The sequence below is a fragment of the Natronomonas gomsonensis genome, from assembly GCF_013391635.1.
GTDB classification, from domain to species: domain Archaea; phylum Halobacteriota; class Halobacteria; order Halobacteriales; family Haloarculaceae; genus Natronomonas; species Natronomonas gomsonensis_A.
The window spans coordinates 80,735-96,303 of sequence record NZ_JACAWU010000001.1; the positions used below are offsets into that span (position 1 = coordinate 80,735).

The following is a 15,569-nucleotide window of genomic DNA, read 5'->3' on the forward strand; positions in this document are numbered from 1 at the left end:
GAGTAGCCGAGCAGGGCCGTCACGCGCCGTTAGGGCGGCGTGGCGAACAGACCTGACGGTAGCCAAGTGAAAACGGGACAACGTCGAAAGGATTATTCGGCGGTGTGTATCCGAGTTACGCCGTGAGGTCGGTGTTCTCGGTCGCGTCCTCGACCTGCTCGGAGACGTCCTCGATCTGCTGTTGGACGGTGTCAGCCTGCTCTTCGAGTTGTTCCTGGATGCTGTCGAGTTGCTCGTCGAGTTGGTTTTGGAACTCCTCGGAGCGCTCGTCGAGTTGCTCCTGGAGGTCCTCGATGGACTCCTGGAGGTTCTCGAGGGCGTCGACGGTCTGGTCTTCGAGGTCCTCGCTGGCCTCGAGCAGTTGGGCGACTTGCTCGTCGAGGGTTTCGAGGAAGTCCTCGAGGAGTTCGTCGACAGACTCGTGGCCGTCGTCGAGGTTCTCCTCGATGGTGTCGAAGGCGTCGGACTGGTTGGCTTCGAGTTCGTCGAGCTGCTCGTCGAGGGTCTCGCGGATGTCCACGAGAACGTCCTGGTCGCCGGGGACGGCCGCTTCGACGGCGTCGAAGTAGGCGTCCATGCCCGTGCGAACGAGGTCGCTGCTGCGTTCCGAGAACTCTCGGGTCGTGTCGAAGCTCTCGACGAGACGCTCGTTGACGTTCTGCTGGAACTCGACGCCGGATTCGATGGCGTTCTGGGTCTGTTCGAGGGTGCTGCGCTGGAAACTGAACATCGTGCTGACCGCGGAGTCGTTTTGGCTCATTGTAATTGAACTAACGCGTCCTGACCATATAAGTCTTACCACCAAATACCACTCAATACCAAAGAACGGTATTATTCACCTACCAACTGGCGACGTGGGGGCACGGACAGGGGTCAGAGGCTTGTAGCGACGGCCCGATAGACAAGACGAATGAGCAACGCAGCATCACTTCAGGAACTGCTGTCGGGAGCCTCCGAACTCACCATCGTCTGTCACAACAACCCCGACCCGGACTGTCTCGCGAGCGCGTTAGCGTTGGGACGAATCGCCGCCAAGGTGGGCATCGACGAGCGTCGCATCGTCTACAGCGGCCGAATCAGCCACCAGCAGAACCGCGCGTTCGTCAATCTTCTCGAAATCGACCTCAAGCCGTTCGATGCCGCCGCCATCACCGAACGCCCCGAGGACTCGTTGCTCGCGTTCGTCGACCACGCGGTTCCGGGGGCGAACAACGAGGTGCCCGAGGGGACACACGTCGACATCGTCATCGACCACCACCCGAACGACGACATCGACGCGACGTTCGTCGACCACCGCGAGGAACTCGGAGCGACGGCGACCATCCTCGCGGAGTACGTCGAAGAACTCGACGTGGAACTCGACACGCCCCTCGCGACCGCGCTGCTGTTCGCGATACGACGCGAGACGCTGGGCTTTCTCCGAGGGACGACACCCGCCGAGTACGAAGCCGCCGCCGGACTGCACGACCACGCCGACCGCGGACTCCTCCGAGAACTCTCCTCGCCGTCGGTCACCGGGGCGACGGTTGACGCCATCGCCGACGCCATCGACAACCGAACCGTCCGCGGCGCCGTCCTCATCACCCACGTCGGCCGGACGACCGAGCGGGACGCCCTTCCGCAGGCCGCCGACTACCTCGCCACGCTGGAGGGCGTCGAAACTGCCATCGTCTTCGGCATCATCGACGAGTCGATTCACATCAGCGCCCGTTCGACGGACGCACGAGTCAACATCGGTGACGTCCTCTCGACGACCTTCGATGAGGTCGGAAGCGCCGGCGGCCACCGCGAGATGGCCGGCGGGGAGATTCCGCTCGGCATCTTCGCCGGCTACACCAGCGACGACACTACGCTCGTCGACATCGTCGCCGCCGTCGTCACCGACCGACTGCTCGACGGATTGGGGTTAGTCGACCCCGAGAGCCAAAAAGAGACAACTGAAGAGTGACCGACCGAAGGGTCGAAACGCCCGCTGTTACCCCTGTGCGGTCAGCGAATCGAAGGCCGTGGGGTTCTCCCAGAGTTCGTGTAACGTGCCGGCCGCGAGAAAGCGCGTGGGTGCAGTCACCCACTCGCTTGTCACCGCCGCATCGGGTTCGGGAGCGTCGGTGGTGAACCACCACGCGACGTACCGACCGTCGTCGAGTCGCGCCGTCGGATACGACTCCCGGTCGACGATGATGTCGATGCGCGTGTTCGACTCGACGGGCGGCTGTTCGTCCGTGTCGGCGCCGACGCTGACCTCGACTGGAACGTGACCGTCGGTTCCCGATGTCGGACGCTCGCCGTCATCCGTATCACGAGGCATGCTGTGGAGTATCGGCTTGGACGGCATCGTATAAAAAGACCAGTCGGCCACGCGTCTGACGGGGCCAAAAGGACCGATGCGAACGCTGGCCCGCTGCACGAACAGCGTGGTGTCCAGACCCCGTTTCGCCCGTCCAATTTAATGAGGACGGAGTCGTATACGCCCCATGACAATCGACGAACTCGCCGACCACGGCGTCGAACGCATGGACGAGGAGACGATTCGGGAGTTCCTCGAAACGCAGGCCACCGGCGTACTCGGCCTCCCGACCGAGCGCCTGCCGTACATGGTGCCGCTGTCCTACGGGTTCGACGGCGAAACGAACCTCTATTTCACCTACGTCGTCGGGAACGTAAGCCAGAAGGCGCTGTTGACCGAGGAAACCGCCGCGGCCAGTTTCCTTGTGTACTCCGCCGATACCGAGTACATGTGGAGCAGCGTCAGCCTCGAGGGCATCATCAGTCGGGTCCCGGAACGGGAATGGGATTCGCTCGGAGACGCTCTCGAACCACTCCAGCGCCCCGAGGCGCTGGACGACGCGAGCGAATCGGAGGAGGTCGCTGTGTATCGGTTCGAGATACAGACCCAGACGGGAATCAGACACGCCGGAACCCCACCGGAGATGGACCCGGATTCCTCCGAGACCTAATTGAGGTGGATGTGACACTGACGAGAGTCGGAAAACGAGGCCGGCGGGAGTGCACGAATGGGGTGCGGCGAAAGAAACCCCATCTGGCACAAAGGGACGAATCAACCGCGTACCGCAAGCAGTGGGAGACGACACCTCATGTCTCACGGGAGGGCGTGCATTCGAGTGTTCGCCCTACCGGTAATCTTCAATCACCGACGCCACGTAGTCCCGGCCGCCACGGTGCCAGTACAGGCCGACCACCCGGAGCGATTTCTCGACGCGATATGGGACCAGTCCGTGCTTCTCGCAGAACACCTCCCAGAACGTTTGGACCATCTCGCGGTCCTCGCGATTCCCGATGTCGACATCGAGGTCGCCGAGGGCTTCCGTCACAGCGAACAGCGTGTGGTCGACCGGTAGCGAGACCCACCCCATCCCCGCCAGCGACGCAACGCGGTCGTGCATCAACCGCACCCAGAGCGGCGTACTGACGGCGTCCGCGATGCCCGGCAAATCAGCGCCGCGGACCAGTCGCGCCGCATGGGGTGCGACATAGTCGGCCTGCCGCAGGAGTCCCTCTGGGCCCCCATCGAAGCGCTCGTACAGCGTGACGGCGGAGGTGAACCACCAGTGAGCGTCGTAGGCGTCCATGATATCGAGCCGATTGAAGAACGCCTCGAGTTCCTGTTCCCCTTCGGTGGCGACCAGCCGGTGTGGGTCGTACACCCACTGATGCTGTTGCCAGAGGGTCTTGCAGACGCGCCAGAACCCTACCCGCCCAATCTGCGGTTTTGGCCGGCCGGATGGATGGGCGTGAAACGGGACGAGCGACAGCGTCAGGAACCGAGCGGCCTCGGTCGTCGTGAGGTCCAACTCCTCGACGACCGTGTACTCCGGGAGCGAATGATTCGCAAAGAAGTCCGCTCCCGCCTGTTCGGCGTGTTGGAGTCGAGAGACGAGTGCCAGTAGTTCCGGCTCGTCTCGAATCATCGCTACCGTCCGCTCGAACCGAACCCCCGTAATGGTTTGGAGCCACCCTGCTCGCATCTGCCGTTTGAGGGGAGGTCGTGGCACTCGATCCACCGCAAATGTAATACATATAGAGCATAAATAGAATATTAATTATGCTCAATGGGCATTTCGAGTCGGCGGGGACGAGTGTCGAATACGGGGATGTTGGGTTCCTCTTTCCCGTCGAGGAACTCGAAGCGACTGTGCTCCAGCATCGAGATGCCCAACTCGCACTCGCCGATGTCGATGGGTCCGACGTCATCGTCGTTGCCCCGACGAGCTTCGCAACGAGTTACCTCCTCACCCAGCACACGCTCACCGTAATCCCAGTCGACAGTCTCTCTACTGCAGTCCGAGCACGAATCGCCGACGAGATTGACGCATCCATCGAGGTGTTCGACCTCATTCAAATCGGTAAGTGGAACAGTGACAGCCCGAACCACTCGCTCACCGAATTCACGGACGCCTGAGCACTGATTCGCGAACGACGGACCAGACAAACCGAGCAATGCGTGACTCTCGATGACTGAAACACTCGAAACCCTTGCCGAAGAGTACCCAGAGGCCACCCCGTACATCCAGCGAGCCGTCGACGAGCACGGCGAAGAGTGGGTACTGGAGTACTACTACGAGCAACTCTACCCACTCGGGAGAGTAATGGCAATGCCCGAAAAAGACGAACTCCCGTTCTACGATGCGGACGAACACGACACGATGACGAAAGAAGAACGAGTCGAGATGTACCAAGCGTTGGCAGCGTATCGAGAGAACCTCCGAACGGGGACGAAACCCGGCGAGTGACTGCCACCCTACATTTTTTCCAGCGGTCGTCGTTGACCCACGCATGGAGCTGGATCAGGCTCGTGAGGTCCTACTGAGGCTTGCGTGTGGCGATGCACTCGGACGGCCTGTGAAGTTCGCGACTGCCTCCGAGATTGCTGCTGAACACGGGCGGCTCGACGAAATGGTCGGGAACGGAACGTGGAATCAGCCCGCTGGGACGATTACCGACGACACCGAACAGGCACTGTGACTGTGTATCGCGCGAAGCCTTGCTGAACAGCAGGCGTTCGCACCGGCTGATATCGCAGACCGCTCCCTCACGTGGTACGAGAGTGACCCGTTCGACATCGGCCGGATGACGATGAAATCACTGAGCCGCCTCAAACACGGCGCAGCGTGGGACGAGGCAGGCCAGCAGGTGTGGGAAAACAGCCTCGAAGGGCAAAATCGGTTGGGTGTTTATAAACACCACCGCGCCGTACGGTAGACCCCCACCGTTACGATTCGTAACGAGTCCGACGGGATTTGAACCTGCGACATCTTGGTCCGGAGCCAAGCACTCTGTCCACTGAGCTACGGACTCTTGTTCGCAAGTAGTCGAAGCCGCGATGTAACTATTGTGAACGGAACTACAGACGGCCAAAGAAAGTCGAGCGTTACGGCGATTCGCCGGTCTCGATGGAGAAGTCCGAGATGGGGTAGGCGACGCAGGTGAGCGTGTAGCCGTCGTCGAGTTCGGGTTCGCCGAGCATCTGGTTGGTGTGGTGTTCGACGTAATCTTCGGCGTTGCCGCCGTCGGTGATGTGGCCGGCACAGGAGATACACTGGCCCTCCCGGCAGGCGTAGGGGAGGTCCCAGCCCTCGTCTTCGCCCGCTTCGAGGACGGTCTCGTTCTCTTTGACCTCGATGGTGGTACCTTCCTTCACGTACTCGATTTCGAACACTTCCGCTTCGTCGTCGGGGATGGCGGCTGGACTGTCGTCGCCCGCCTCGCCGTCTTCGAGTTCGCCCTCGCTCTCACCCTCACCGGCAGCGACCGCCGCGGCGGCCGCACCGCCACCGCCGATACTGCGGTTGCCCGGTTCGGGGAACTCCGTCTCCGGGACCGCCGAGGCCCGCTGTTCGACGACCTCGTCGGAGATGTCCTCTCGGGGCGTCCATTCCGAGCCCTTCGAGAAGTGCAGGACGACCGCGGCGAGTGTCAGCACCGCCCCGCCAACGATACCCACTGTCGTGACCATATTCGATGTTAGTAAAGGCCCTTCAATAGCGTTGTGATTCGACCTTTTTCATCGTCGGGTTTCCTCGCTCACTTCGTTCGCTGCGGGAACCACTCTCTGCTCACGGCGACTTCGTCGCCGTTCGCATGGTCAGCGGGACCGGGGGTCCCGCTCAACTCGAAAAACGTCGATGAAAAAGCGCTCCGGCGGCCTCCGGCCGCCTCCGCGTACCGCAACGGAGTGACCTGGATACCTGCCCACTACCACGAAATTACGCGACATCGATCCTACCGTCACCGATTCCGGCAACCCCCGTCATCGCCCGGGAGCATATCCCCCGAGAACACCAAGGGTGGGTATGGTCAATCAGTTCATCGACGGCGAGTGGGTAACCGAGTACGACCCAACCGCTGACGACGGCTCGTTCCAGCGCCAACCCACGACGTTCCGAGACCGCGTCGACGCCGAAAACGTCGAAGCAGGTCGCTATCACCTCTACGTCTGCTATGCGTGTCCGTGGGCGCACCGAACGCTCGTCACCCGGAAACTGCTCGGGTTGGAGGACGCTATCTCCGTCGACGTGGTCGACCCCTACCGCGACGACGGGGGCTGGCAGTTCACCCCCGATAAGGACGGCGCCACCGAGGACTCCGTCAACGACGCCGACTACCTCCGGGAGGTGTACGTCGAGGCCGACCCCGACTACACCGGCCGCGTCACGGTGCCGGTGCTGTGGGACAAAAACGAGGAGACCATCGTCAACAACGAATCTCGGGAGATAATGCGGAACCTGACGACGGCGTTCGCCGAGTTGGGCAACGGCGTCGACCTCGCGCCCGCGGACCGCAGAGCGGACATCGACTCGGTTCTCGACGACATCTACGAACCCATCAACAACGGCGTCTACCGGACCGGGTTCGCCGAGACGCAGTCGGCCTACGACGAGGCCGTCACCGAACTGTTCGAGGCCCTCGACCGCTGGGATTCAGTATTAGCCGACCAGCGGTATCTCGTCGGTGACCGCCTCACCGAGGCCGACATCGCGATGTACACAACTCTCGTCCGCTTCGACGAGGTGTACCACACCCACTTCATGTGCAACCACGAACTCATTCGCGAGTACGACAACCTCTGGCCGTACCTGCGAGACCTGTATCAGACACCGGGATTCGGCGAGACGACCCACATGGACCACATCAAGGAACACTACTACACCACTCACCCGGACGTGAGCCCCAAACGAATCGTGCCGAAGGGGCCGAACCCCGACTTCGAAGCACCGCACGACCGCGACGCCCTCGCCGGCGAATCCCCGGTCTGAAATCGTCGACCTCCGTTCTCCCGAGCGCAGACGCCGCCGGTGGCGTTACGCATATATGTATGCGTGTTATACCCACACATAGCCATGCCGGATACGAAGCGAGGCCGCGAACAGAAGGGTCGGAAGAAGCGAGAGCAGCGCCGCGAATACGAAATCGAGCGGGAACTCGAGGCGCAAGAGCGCGAGCGGGACTTCGAGGAACTGTACGAGGAACAGGAAATCGAGCTGTGAGCGGTTGGTGACGGCTGATTCTGATTATTACTCGAACTGGAGAGCCACCGCTACGGTCGGACGGTGACTCGCGACGGAACCCATATTCGACTCGAATCCCTAGCGACGGGCGACGACTCGCTTTCACCGTGAGACGAACGGTGGAAGCCACACTCAAACCATGGCTTACACACTGATACTCGGCGTTCTGCTGGCGTTCGGGACGGTGAGTGCCGCCGGCATCCTCGGCGTCGGCCTCGCCGCGTTCGTCCAGCGACGCTCGTGGCCGTATCTGCTGGTCGCCCTCGCGCTCGCGGCGCTTTTCGTCCGCGCAGTGACGGGCGTCGGATACATGACCGGCGGACTCTCGCTGGAAGCACACCACCTCTTGGAACACGGACTCGACATCGTGATGGCCGCCCTCGTCATCGCCGCCGTGCTGTCGGCCCACACTCTCGGTGACCGCATCGGAGGTGAGATACGGTGAGCGACACCCGCGACAGCATCGAGCGACACATCCGGGAGGACCCGGGCGTCCACTTCAACGAGTTGGTCCGGACGCTGGACCTCGCGCCGGGACAGGTCCAGTATCACGTCCGAAAGCTCCGGCGTCGAAGCGCCGTCGTCACCGACGAACTGTTCGGTCGGACCCACTACTACCCGCCGGAGTACGACGAGTGGGAGCGGGCGGCACTGGCACTGCTGCGCCGGGAGACGAGCGCCGAAATCGTCGCGGCGCTGCTCGACGAGGGACCGAGCCGGCCCGTCGACATCGCCGAATCGGTCGGTATCGCTCGCAGCACGCTCTCGTGGCACACCGAGCGACTCGCCGAGGCCGGCTTACTCGAGAAGCGCTACGACGGCCACCAACTCGCCGTCGTCGACGCCGACCGGACCGCCGAACTGCTGGACACCGCCGACCCGCGGCTCCCCGAGCGACTCGTCGACCGCTTTACGCGACTCGTCGACGCGCTGTTGGAATAACGGACGACGACAGTCCGCATGATTCGACGGTCGGACCAGAATCCAAATACGGGTCCCGAACCGACGCACACGTAATGCAACGCCGCGACTACGTTCGTGCTTGCCTCGGTGCCGGTGCCGTCGGAGTGGCCGGCTGTTCGGACCTCATCCGGACGCGGGAAGTCACCTCCACGCCACCGATTCTCGAGGACCGACCCGACCGCGTGTACTACCCGACGCACGTCGACGGGATGGCGATGGTCGACATGGCCGAAACCGACGACGGCGAGTACGCCTTCGCGCTGATGTACACCTACCCGCACCGCTTCTGGCGGGTCGACGCGACGACGACCCAACCTGATGAGGCCAACCTCCACGACGTCGACGGGAGCAACGACATCCACCTCATGGCGGTCGTCTGGGACCCTCAGACGGGCCGGGTCCTCCCGGATACGGGTATGAGCGTCGACATCGCCCGCGACGGCGACGCACTGGACGAACAGGTCATCTACCCGATGCTGTCGGCGCGGATGGGCTTTCACTACGGCGCCAACTTCAAACTCGACGGCGAGGGCACCTACGACGTGACGATGTCGGTCGGCGGCACGAACGTCCGCCGGACGGGCGAGTACGTGGGCCGCTTCGACGACCCGGCCAGCGTCACGGTCCCCTTCGAGTTCACCACCGAGAAGCGCGACGAACTCGGCATCGAGCGGGCGGGCGACCGGGCCGGCGAGGCCGCCGTCCCGTCGGTCATGGAGATGAACCACCCCCTCGGCGTCGCACCTGACCCGGAGGAACTACCCGGAACCCATCACGGAACCACCGAGAGCGACGAGGCGAAACTGGCAGTCCTTTCGCTTTCGGAGCGACCAGAGGGCGTCGACGGTGACGGCGGTTACCTCGCGATATCTGCCCGAACGCCGTACAACGAACTCGTGTTGCCGGGGATGGCCCTGGACGCGACAATCGAACGCGACGGCGAGACCGTCTTCGAGGGGGCGCTCGAACGCACCTTCGACGACGGCCTCGATTACCACTACGGCGCGGCCATCGACGACGTGCAGGCGGGCGACGAACTCACGCTCGAAGTCGTCACGCACCCGCAGGTGGCCCGCCACGAGGGCTACGAGACGGCATTCCTCCAGATGCCGAACGCCGAGTTGACGCTGTAGTTCGACACCGCAGTTTTGAGGGACCGGACCGTAGGCCGACCGTGGCCTCCGAGTGTGCCGTCTGTGGCGACGACGCGACGGTCAGCGACGCCTGCCCGCACTGCGGTGGAGCGTACTGTCCCGACCACCGCCCGCCCGACGCCCACGACTGTCCGGGGACGGCCGCCGGAACGACGACCGGATGGCGACTCGACCTCGACGGGGCAGCTAGGGGGCGAGAAGACACCGACCGCGAGACACCATCGCTGTCGTCGCTGTTCCGGCCGGGCGTCGGCCTCGCCGTGTTGACGCTCGTCGTCGTCGGCCTCGCGTTAGGTGCCGTCGCCGCCGTCGGCCCCTTCGACAGTGGCGGACTCGACGCCGACGCGGTCGAAACCCACATCGAGGACGGAAGCGACGCTGCGCGGGCTGACGCTGGCGTGGGAACGACCGAACACGACGAATCACTCGCCGCGGTCGCCCGCGCACACAGCCGCGACATGCGCGACCGAGGGTTCGTCAACCACACGAACCCCGACGGTGAGAGTCCGCAAGACAGAGTCGACGCTGCCGGGCTCGACTGTCGAGTCGGCGAGAACATCTACCAGACGCCCCGTGGCGGCATCGCCACCTCCGAGCGCGCCGTCGCCGACCACGTCGTCCGGTCGTGGCTCGATTCGCCGGGGCACCGCCGGACGCTATTGCGAGACCGCTACACGAGACAGGGCGTCGGCGTCGCACTGGGCGAGGACGCCGTCTACGTCACGCAACTGTTCTGCTGAAAAGCGACGACCGACCTAATTGACGTACTTCCGCTGGAACTCCTCGTCGGTCTTCGTGAGATACAGGATGCCCTCGATGAGACCGACGAGGGCCGGGATGGCCGTCCAGAAGAAACAGAGATACAGCACACCCATCCCCGTCTCGCCGAGGTAGAACTTGTGGACGCCGAGACCGCCGAGCAGGATGGCGAGAACGCCCGCCGTGACGCGGTCCTTATCGTAGTCCTGTGCGGGGGATTTCTGTCTGACGCCGCACTCCGGGCAGATTTCGGCTTCCATCTTGATTATCTCGCCACAACTCGAACAGTACTGTTCGTCCTCTGCCGGGCCGCCAGCGTCTCCAGGTTCGGTCGACATACTCGGAGTTGCTCCGCGCGACCGTATATAACTGACCCCCGAAATCAACCATCGGCACGGCGGGAAACCGCGAGAAGTACGCCCGCGACGGCGGCGTAGACGACGCCGACCGCGAGTATCCGAGTGTCGCCGTCGACGAGGAGGCCCACGAGCCCGACGCCGTAGGCGAACCCGAGGAGGCCGCCACTGGAGGTCCGAATGACGTTGTGCCCCCGTCTGTCGGTGAACGTCGTCGCCGCCCAGTCGAGCAGCGCCGGAATCGGGAGGAAAGCGACGACGGCGAGGCTGCCGAGCACCGTCGGCCCGAGAAGCGCCGCGAGGACACCCAGTGCGATACCGGGGTAAATCCCGAAACACCGCGCACACAGGCGGACGCGACGGCCGAAGACGACCGGTGCGTAACACCGGTAGTGCTCGTCGGGGCCGTGATGCGCGAGGAGATACCCCCGCGTTTCCGACAGGGCGGCCCGAATTCCCGCTCGGTCGACCATCGCCTCGGACAACGGTGCCGTTTTACTTATCGCTGCCGACGGGGCGAGTATGCGCCGAATCCGGCCTCAACGGCGGTTCCGGCTCGCCGACTCGGCCCAGCAAGTCGTTGGCGGGTTCCTGCTCGCCGGGCCGTTCGTCGTCACCGAGGAGGTGTGGACGCTGGCACGCCACATGAACCTGCTCCAGTCGCTGCTGACGGTCACCATCGTTTTCGCTATCGGCTACGCGGCGCTGTACAAAGCCGCCGGACGCGACCCCGACGACGATACGGAGCTCGCGGGTGTTCCCGCCCGATTCGTCTCGTTGATGCTCGTCTCCTACGGTTCGGTCGCGATTCTCGCGATGGCGTTCGGCGCCCCCGGCACCTTCCTCGATGACCTCGCCGGCGTCGAGATGGTCGTCGTCACCCTTCGCGCCATCGCCGTCGGCGCGGTGTTCAGCGTCGTCGGCGCCGCGACCGCCGACTCCGTGTTCTGAGCCCTCGGGAGTAGGAACGTTCGCCGGTGGGAGAGAACGTATCCGTCTCGACCCCCGATGGCGGGTATGCATCGGCCGACGCGACGGACGTTGCTCGCCTGTGGTGTTGCCGGCCTGACGACGACCGCCGGCTGTTTCGCGGGCGAGGCCGACGAGTTCCCCACCGGCGAGGGCGAAGCGACGTGGCCGGCGACGCCGACGTGGGGCCCGGCCGAGGGGTCGCCACTGGACGCCGAGGTGACGGCGACGACCGCCGTCGAGAACCTCTCGATTCCGTGGGATTTGACCTTCGCCGGCGGCGAGGCACTTTTCACCGAACGGACCGGCGGTGTCCGGCTGTTCGAGGCCGAAACACTGGCGACGGAGACGGGCTTACAGCCCGACGACGCGAGGGCCGTGCTCTCGGCGAGTGACCTCCCCGACCGAACCGGCCCCGGCGAGGGCGGCACCCTCGGTCTCGCCACCCACCCCGAATACCCGGACCCGCGGGCGCTGTTCGTCTACTACACCGCCGCCGACGACCTCCGGAACCGAGTCGTCCGCTACGACATCGATGCCGACGAGGTCTCGGTCGTCGTCGACGGGATTCCGGCCAACGACTGGCACAACGGCGGCCGCATCGAAGTCGGCCCCAACGGCCACCTCTGGATACTGGCCGGAGACGCACAGGAAGGCGCCGACATCGCACAGGACCCCGATTCCCTCGGCGGTGCGGTACTTCGAGTGACCCTCGACGGCGACCCCGCACCCAACAACCCCGACTTCGGGGCGGGCGGCGACCCCCGAACGTACACGCTCGGCCACCGGAACCCTCAGGGCCTCGCGTTCACGCCGGACGGGGAGCCACTTGTCGCCGAACACGGGCCGCTGAACCGCGACGAGGTGTCGGCGCTTCGCCCCGGCGCCAATTACGGCTGGAACGTCGCCCGCGGTGGCCCCGGCGGGGTCCAGTACAACGCCTACGGCGAGGACGAGGCGTTCACGCCGCCGCTTCTCAACACCGGCGCCGACACGACGTGGGCGCCCTCCGGCAGCACGTTCTACACGGGGGACGCAATATCGGCGTGGCACAACCGACTGTTCGTCGCCGGCCTGCGTTCCCAGACGCTGTTCTGTATGACGCTCGACGCCGACGGCGCCGGCCCCGACGGGGGGAGACGCTTCGACGCAGACTGGCTCGACGACCGCTACACGGCGACCGCACACCGACTGTACGACGGCGAGTTCGGCCGCCTACGCCACGTCGAGGAAGGCCCCGACGGCGCACTGTACCTGCTCACCTCGAACCGCGACGGTCGGACGCTCACCGATTTTCCAGTCGACTCCGACGACCGAATCCTCAGAATCGAGCCGACGTGAGCGGAGCTATTTGTCGGTTCGACACGAAGCGGTAGTGTGTTCCGAAACGCGAGAGAGACGGGACCGGTCGTGTTGGTCCCGCTGGCGTGGGCGTTCGTCACCGCCGCCCACATCGGTATCGTCGACTCGTATACCCTCTTCGTCGCCCACGTCGTGATGAGCGTCCTGCTCGCGGCCTTCGCCGTCACCTCCTGGCGGGAGATGAGCGAGGGGGTGCTGTGGGCGTGGCGAACCGTCATCGCAGTGGGGTTCCTCATTACGGTGGCCGGAACGGTCGGTTTCCGCGTTGAGGAGTCCGCGAGAGTGCTGTTTTCGGTCGCGCTGTACGGCTGGATGCTCCTGCCCGCCGCCGGATTCGTCTACACCGGTCGACGCGTACAGGAGGGCGCGTGGATTTATTTCGGCGGGGCGGTGCTATGCGGTCTCGGTGCGGTCGGCTACGCGCTCGGCGTCGCCACCGGAACCGACCCCGCGCTCGCGGCGTCACTCGCACTCGTCGGCGTCGGTCAAACCGCGGGAATCGCCGATGCCGTCTATCGGTACTGAGTCGAGTTAGTCGCCGACGCCCTCCAGTTCGGTGAGCGATTCGAGGTCGGGCACCTCCTCGGCGGCGTCTTTGATTTGCTCCATTCGCTGGAGGTGTTTTTCGGTGGCGAACTGCTGGAGTTCCTCGGGACTGGGCCCGATGTCCTCGCGGTACTCCTCGTCGGGGTTGGCGGCGATGCCGTCGACCAACGGCAGGAGTTCGTTGACCGTCTCGTCGAGCAGCGAGGGGTCGACGTCGCCCTCGGAGACGAGTTCTTTGAGTTTCGCCATCCCGAAGCCGACGTGTCGCCCCTCGTCCTGTCGGATGAGCGTAAAGCCCTCGTACAGCCCGGGCAGGTGCGGAAGGTCGGGATGGTTGTCCTTCGAGTACGCCTGTTGAAGCCCGTAGTAGCCGGTCTGAGCGAGGATGCCCTCGATGACGAGGTGATAGTGACAGTACGCGCGTGCGAAGTTGTCCGGCGTCGGCTCATCGAGCAGCCGGTGCATCGCTTCCTCGTTGCGCTCGAAGAGGTCGTTGTACTCCTCGTTGAACCACTTCTCGTCGGTCGGCGAGGAGGTCTCGAAGCCGAGCTCCTCCTCGACGGGGTGGATGACCTCCCGCCAGTAGCGGTCGAAGTGGTCGGTGTGTTTGCCCTCCTCGTACAACTGCGTCGTGATGAACAGTTGGTCGTCGATGTCGTCGAGCGCCGTCGCAAGCGGCGCGAGGTCCTCGGTGACCGCCTGCTCGCCGGCACCGAAGCGGGCCACACCCATCCGGAAGTTGTCGAATCGCGCTTCGGCGTCGGGTTCGGACTCCAGGGACTCGACCAGCGCCTCGCGGTCGGCCTCGAGGTCGATGTCGAAGGGGTCCCAGTGTCGTTCGACGGCGTTGCGGTAGTAGCGCGTCCCCCGACTCTCTCGGTCGAGTTGGAGGTGTCGTGTGCTATCTATATTCATGAGTCTCCATGACGTTTCACACGAACCAGTATAGAGGTTACACCCCGCACTGAAGGTCCATTCAAGAGGTACATCGAACGCGCGGCGCTCAGAACGTGTACGCCAGCATCACTTCGTCGACGTGGTCGCCGTCGATGGTGTAGTGGTCCTTGCGGATGCCTTCGGTGTCCCAGCCGTGGTTTTCGAGGAAGACGATGGCCTCGTCGTTGGTCGTCGGGACGCTGTTGTACACCTTCCGGTAGCCGTTGGCCTCCGCCCAATCGAGGGCGCGTTCGAGCAGTCGGCTCCCGATGCCGTTGTCCTGGTAGTCCCCACGGACGCCGACGGTGAGTTGGGCGGTGCTCTGGAGTTTATCGACCTGCGGCAAATCGAGGTGTGCCCACCCGATGACGTCGCCGTCGACGGTGGCGACGAAGAACACCCGCGATTCGACGCTGTTGTGCCGCGTCACGGCGTCCTCGTACAGCAGTTGCTCGGCGATGGATTCGGCGACGACGTAGGTATCTTTCGCCGTCACGTCGCGGATAGTGTCGATGAGCCCGTCGAAATCCGACTGCTTGGCCGGCCGAATCGTGTACTCGATGTCGCCGGCGGTGTAGGACTCCACCGACCCCACGTCGAGAGCGACCTGTAGCGTCCCGCCGTCGTCTTCGAGATACCCCCTCGATTCCAGCTGTTCGAGCGCCTCGCTGAACTCCTCGGGCGGCAGCGACGTGACCTCTCGAACCCGATGCCGCGCCGCGGTGCCGTGCCGTTCGACGTACTGGTAAATTTCCTCTCCGGCCTCCGTTTCGAACGTCGGCCGCTCGGTCGTCTCCATATCCGAGCCGACGAGGGAGACGTACTTCAGTTCTTGGTTCGTGGTACCGTGAAACGTACTTCCGCGGACGACCATTAGTTTCAGCGGTCGCACGGAAAGCCATCGATTACGAACCACCTACCGGCCCGTTCGACCGACGATGACGGTGGCCGACGGCGACACAGTTGGGCGGTTCCCGTTGGTCCCGAGGGTCCTCGCA

General features: G+C 64.1%; 21 protein-coding genes, 1 tRNA gene and 1 pseudogene. 14 read left to right on the forward strand and 9 right to left on the reverse strand.

Annotated features, from left to right (window positions below; all coding sequences use genetic code 11):
• Positions 1–115: 115 nt before the first annotated feature.
• Positions 116–760, reverse strand: a complete 645-nt coding sequence (locus tag HWX69_RS00465) for a hypothetical protein (RefSeq protein WP_178915117.1) — start codon at positions 758–760, stop codon at positions 116–118.
• A gap of 150 nt (positions 761–910) precedes the next feature.
• Between HWX69_RS00465 and HWX69_RS00470 the strand changes: the two genes are divergently transcribed.
• Positions 911–1,948 carry a DHH family phosphoesterase gene (locus HWX69_RS00470; protein ID WP_178915118.1) on the forward strand — a complete coding sequence of 346 codons (1,038 nt, stop codon included), beginning with the start codon at positions 911–913 and terminating at the stop codon, positions 1,946–1,948.
• A 27-nt stretch (positions 1,949–1,975) separates the two neighbouring features.
• On the opposite strand, the gene HWX69_RS00475 is transcribed toward HWX69_RS00470, so the two are convergent.
• Positions 1,976–2,308, reverse strand: coding sequence for a hypothetical protein (locus HWX69_RS00475; RefSeq protein ID WP_178915119.1), 333 nt, complete (start codon positions 2,306–2,308; stop codon positions 1,976–1,978).
• Between the two features lie 166 nt (positions 2,309–2,474).
• Between HWX69_RS00475 and HWX69_RS00480 the strand changes: the two genes are divergently transcribed.
• On the forward strand, positions 2,475–2,957 hold the full coding sequence (locus HWX69_RS00480; RefSeq protein WP_178915120.1) for a pyridoxamine 5'-phosphate oxidase family protein: 483 nt from the start codon (positions 2,475–2,477) through the stop codon (positions 2,955–2,957).
• Between the two features lie 174 nt (positions 2,958–3,131).
• Here the strand turns inward: HWX69_RS00480 and HWX69_RS00485 are convergent, their stop codons facing one another.
• Positions 3,132–4,013, reverse strand: a complete 882-nt coding sequence (locus HWX69_RS00485) for a hypothetical protein (protein ID WP_178915121.1) — start codon at positions 4,011–4,013, stop codon at positions 3,132–3,134.
• A gap of 50 nt (positions 4,014–4,063) precedes the next feature.
• On the opposite strand from HWX69_RS00485, the gene HWX69_RS00490 reads away from it, so the two are divergent.
• The 3 genes and pseudogenes from HWX69_RS00490 to HWX69_RS00500 all read left to right on the forward strand — a co-directional run.
• Positions 4,064–4,420: a hypothetical protein gene (locus HWX69_RS00490; RefSeq protein ID WP_178915122.1), complete on the forward strand. Its 357-nt coding sequence runs from the start codon at positions 4,064–4,066 to the stop codon at positions 4,418–4,420.
• A 52-nt stretch (positions 4,421–4,472) separates the two neighbouring features.
• A complete protein-coding gene (locus HWX69_RS00495) occupies positions 4,473–4,751 on the forward strand; it encodes a hypothetical protein (protein WP_178915123.1) in 279 nt (92 codons plus the stop codon).
• A 43-nt stretch (positions 4,752–4,794) separates the two neighbouring features.
• Positions 4,795–5,181, forward strand: a pseudogene (locus HWX69_RS00500) (ADP-ribosylglycohydrolase family protein); the annotation flags it as partial.
• 62 nt (positions 5,182–5,243) lie between these two features.
• On the opposite strand, the gene HWX69_RS00505 reads toward HWX69_RS00500, so the two are convergent.
• Together HWX69_RS00505 and HWX69_RS00510 are read right to left on the reverse strand one after the other, a co-directional pair.
• A tRNA-Arg gene (locus HWX69_RS00505) sits at positions 5,244–5,316 on the reverse strand.
• Between the two features lie 73 nt (positions 5,317–5,389).
• Positions 5,390–5,974, reverse strand: a complete 585-nt coding sequence (locus tag HWX69_RS00510; protein WP_178915124.1) for a 2Fe-2S iron-sulfur cluster-binding protein — start codon at positions 5,972–5,974, stop codon at positions 5,390–5,392.
• A 337-nt stretch (positions 5,975–6,311) separates the two neighbouring features.
• Here HWX69_RS00510 and HWX69_RS00515 point away from each other — a divergent pair, with 337 nt between their 5' ends.
• The 6 genes from HWX69_RS00515 (at position 6,312) to HWX69_RS00540 (ending at position 10,383) form a co-directional block, all read left to right on the forward strand.
• Entirely contained in the window at positions 6,312–7,274 is a 963-nt protein-coding gene (locus HWX69_RS00515) for a glutathione S-transferase family protein (RefSeq protein ID WP_178915125.1), read from the forward strand.
• Between the two features lie 84 nt (positions 7,275–7,358).
• A complete protein-coding gene (locus HWX69_RS00520; protein ID WP_178915126.1) occupies positions 7,359–7,505 on the forward strand; it encodes a hypothetical protein in 147 nt (48 codons plus the stop codon).
• A gap of 160 nt (positions 7,506–7,665) precedes the next feature.
• Positions 7,666–7,971: a DUF7471 family protein gene (locus HWX69_RS00525; RefSeq protein WP_178915127.1), complete on the forward strand. Its 306-nt coding sequence runs from the start codon at positions 7,666–7,668 to the stop codon at positions 7,969–7,971.
• Positions 7,968–8,468: a winged helix-turn-helix transcriptional regulator gene (locus HWX69_RS00530; RefSeq protein ID WP_178915128.1), complete on the forward strand. Its 501-nt coding sequence runs from the start codon at positions 7,968–7,970 to the stop codon at positions 8,466–8,468. The genes HWX69_RS00525 and HWX69_RS00530 overlap by 4 nt, the downstream gene beginning before the upstream one ends.
• A gap of 74 nt (positions 8,469–8,542) precedes the next feature.
• Positions 8,543–9,622 (forward strand): iron transporter, encoded by a 1,080-nt coding sequence (locus HWX69_RS00535; protein ID WP_178915129.1) that lies wholly within the window; start codon positions 8,543–8,545, stop codon positions 9,620–9,622.
• Between the two features lie 41 nt (positions 9,623–9,663).
• The gene (locus tag HWX69_RS00540; RefSeq protein WP_178915130.1) at positions 9,664–10,383 is read left to right on the forward strand and encodes a CAP domain-containing protein; all 720 of its coding nucleotides are present in this window, start codon (positions 9,664–9,666) and stop codon (positions 10,381–10,383) included.
• Between the two features lie 15 nt (positions 10,384–10,398).
• Here the strand turns inward: HWX69_RS00540 and HWX69_RS00545 are convergent, their stop codons facing one another.
• Positions 10,399–10,740 carry a TM2 domain-containing protein gene (locus HWX69_RS00545; RefSeq protein WP_178915131.1) on the reverse strand — a complete coding sequence of 114 codons (342 nt, stop codon included), beginning with the start codon at positions 10,738–10,740 and terminating at the stop codon, positions 10,399–10,401.
• A 44-nt stretch (positions 10,741–10,784) separates the two neighbouring features.
• Complete coding sequence (locus HWX69_RS00550; protein ID WP_178915132.1) at positions 10,785–11,231, reverse strand: DUF2085 domain-containing protein; 447 nt, start codon at positions 11,229–11,231, stop codon at positions 10,785–10,787.
• Positions 11,232–11,280: 49 nt separating this feature from the next.
• Here HWX69_RS00550 and HWX69_RS00555 point away from each other — a divergent pair, with 49 nt between their 5' ends.
• From HWX69_RS00555 to HWX69_RS00565, 3 genes are all read left to right on the forward strand, one after another.
• On the forward strand, positions 11,281–11,709 hold the full coding sequence (locus HWX69_RS00555; protein ID WP_178915133.1) for a DUF2391 family protein: 429 nt from the start codon (positions 11,281–11,283) through the stop codon (positions 11,707–11,709).
• Between the two features lie 66 nt (positions 11,710–11,775).
• Complete coding sequence (locus HWX69_RS00560) at positions 11,776–13,068, forward strand: PQQ-dependent sugar dehydrogenase (protein ID WP_178915134.1); 1,293 nt, start codon at positions 11,776–11,778, stop codon at positions 13,066–13,068.
• A gap of 36 nt (positions 13,069–13,104) precedes the next feature.
• Positions 13,105–13,614, forward strand: coding sequence for a hypothetical protein (locus tag HWX69_RS00565; protein ID WP_178915135.1), 510 nt, complete (start codon positions 13,105–13,107; stop codon positions 13,612–13,614).
• Between the two features lie 6 nt (positions 13,615–13,620).
• Here HWX69_RS00565 and HWX69_RS00570 read toward each other — a convergent pair whose 3' ends face one another.
• Both HWX69_RS00570 and HWX69_RS00575 read right to left on the reverse strand, forming a co-directional pair.
• Positions 13,621–14,550, reverse strand: a complete 930-nt coding sequence (locus HWX69_RS00570; protein ID WP_178915136.1) for a ferritin family protein — start codon at positions 14,548–14,550, stop codon at positions 13,621–13,623.
• 88 nt (positions 14,551–14,638) lie between these two features.
• Positions 14,639–15,370: a GNAT family N-acetyltransferase gene (locus HWX69_RS00575; protein WP_178916572.1), complete on the reverse strand. Its 732-nt coding sequence runs from the start codon at positions 15,368–15,370 to the stop codon at positions 14,639–14,641.
• Positions 15,371–15,569: the final 199 nt, after the last annotated feature.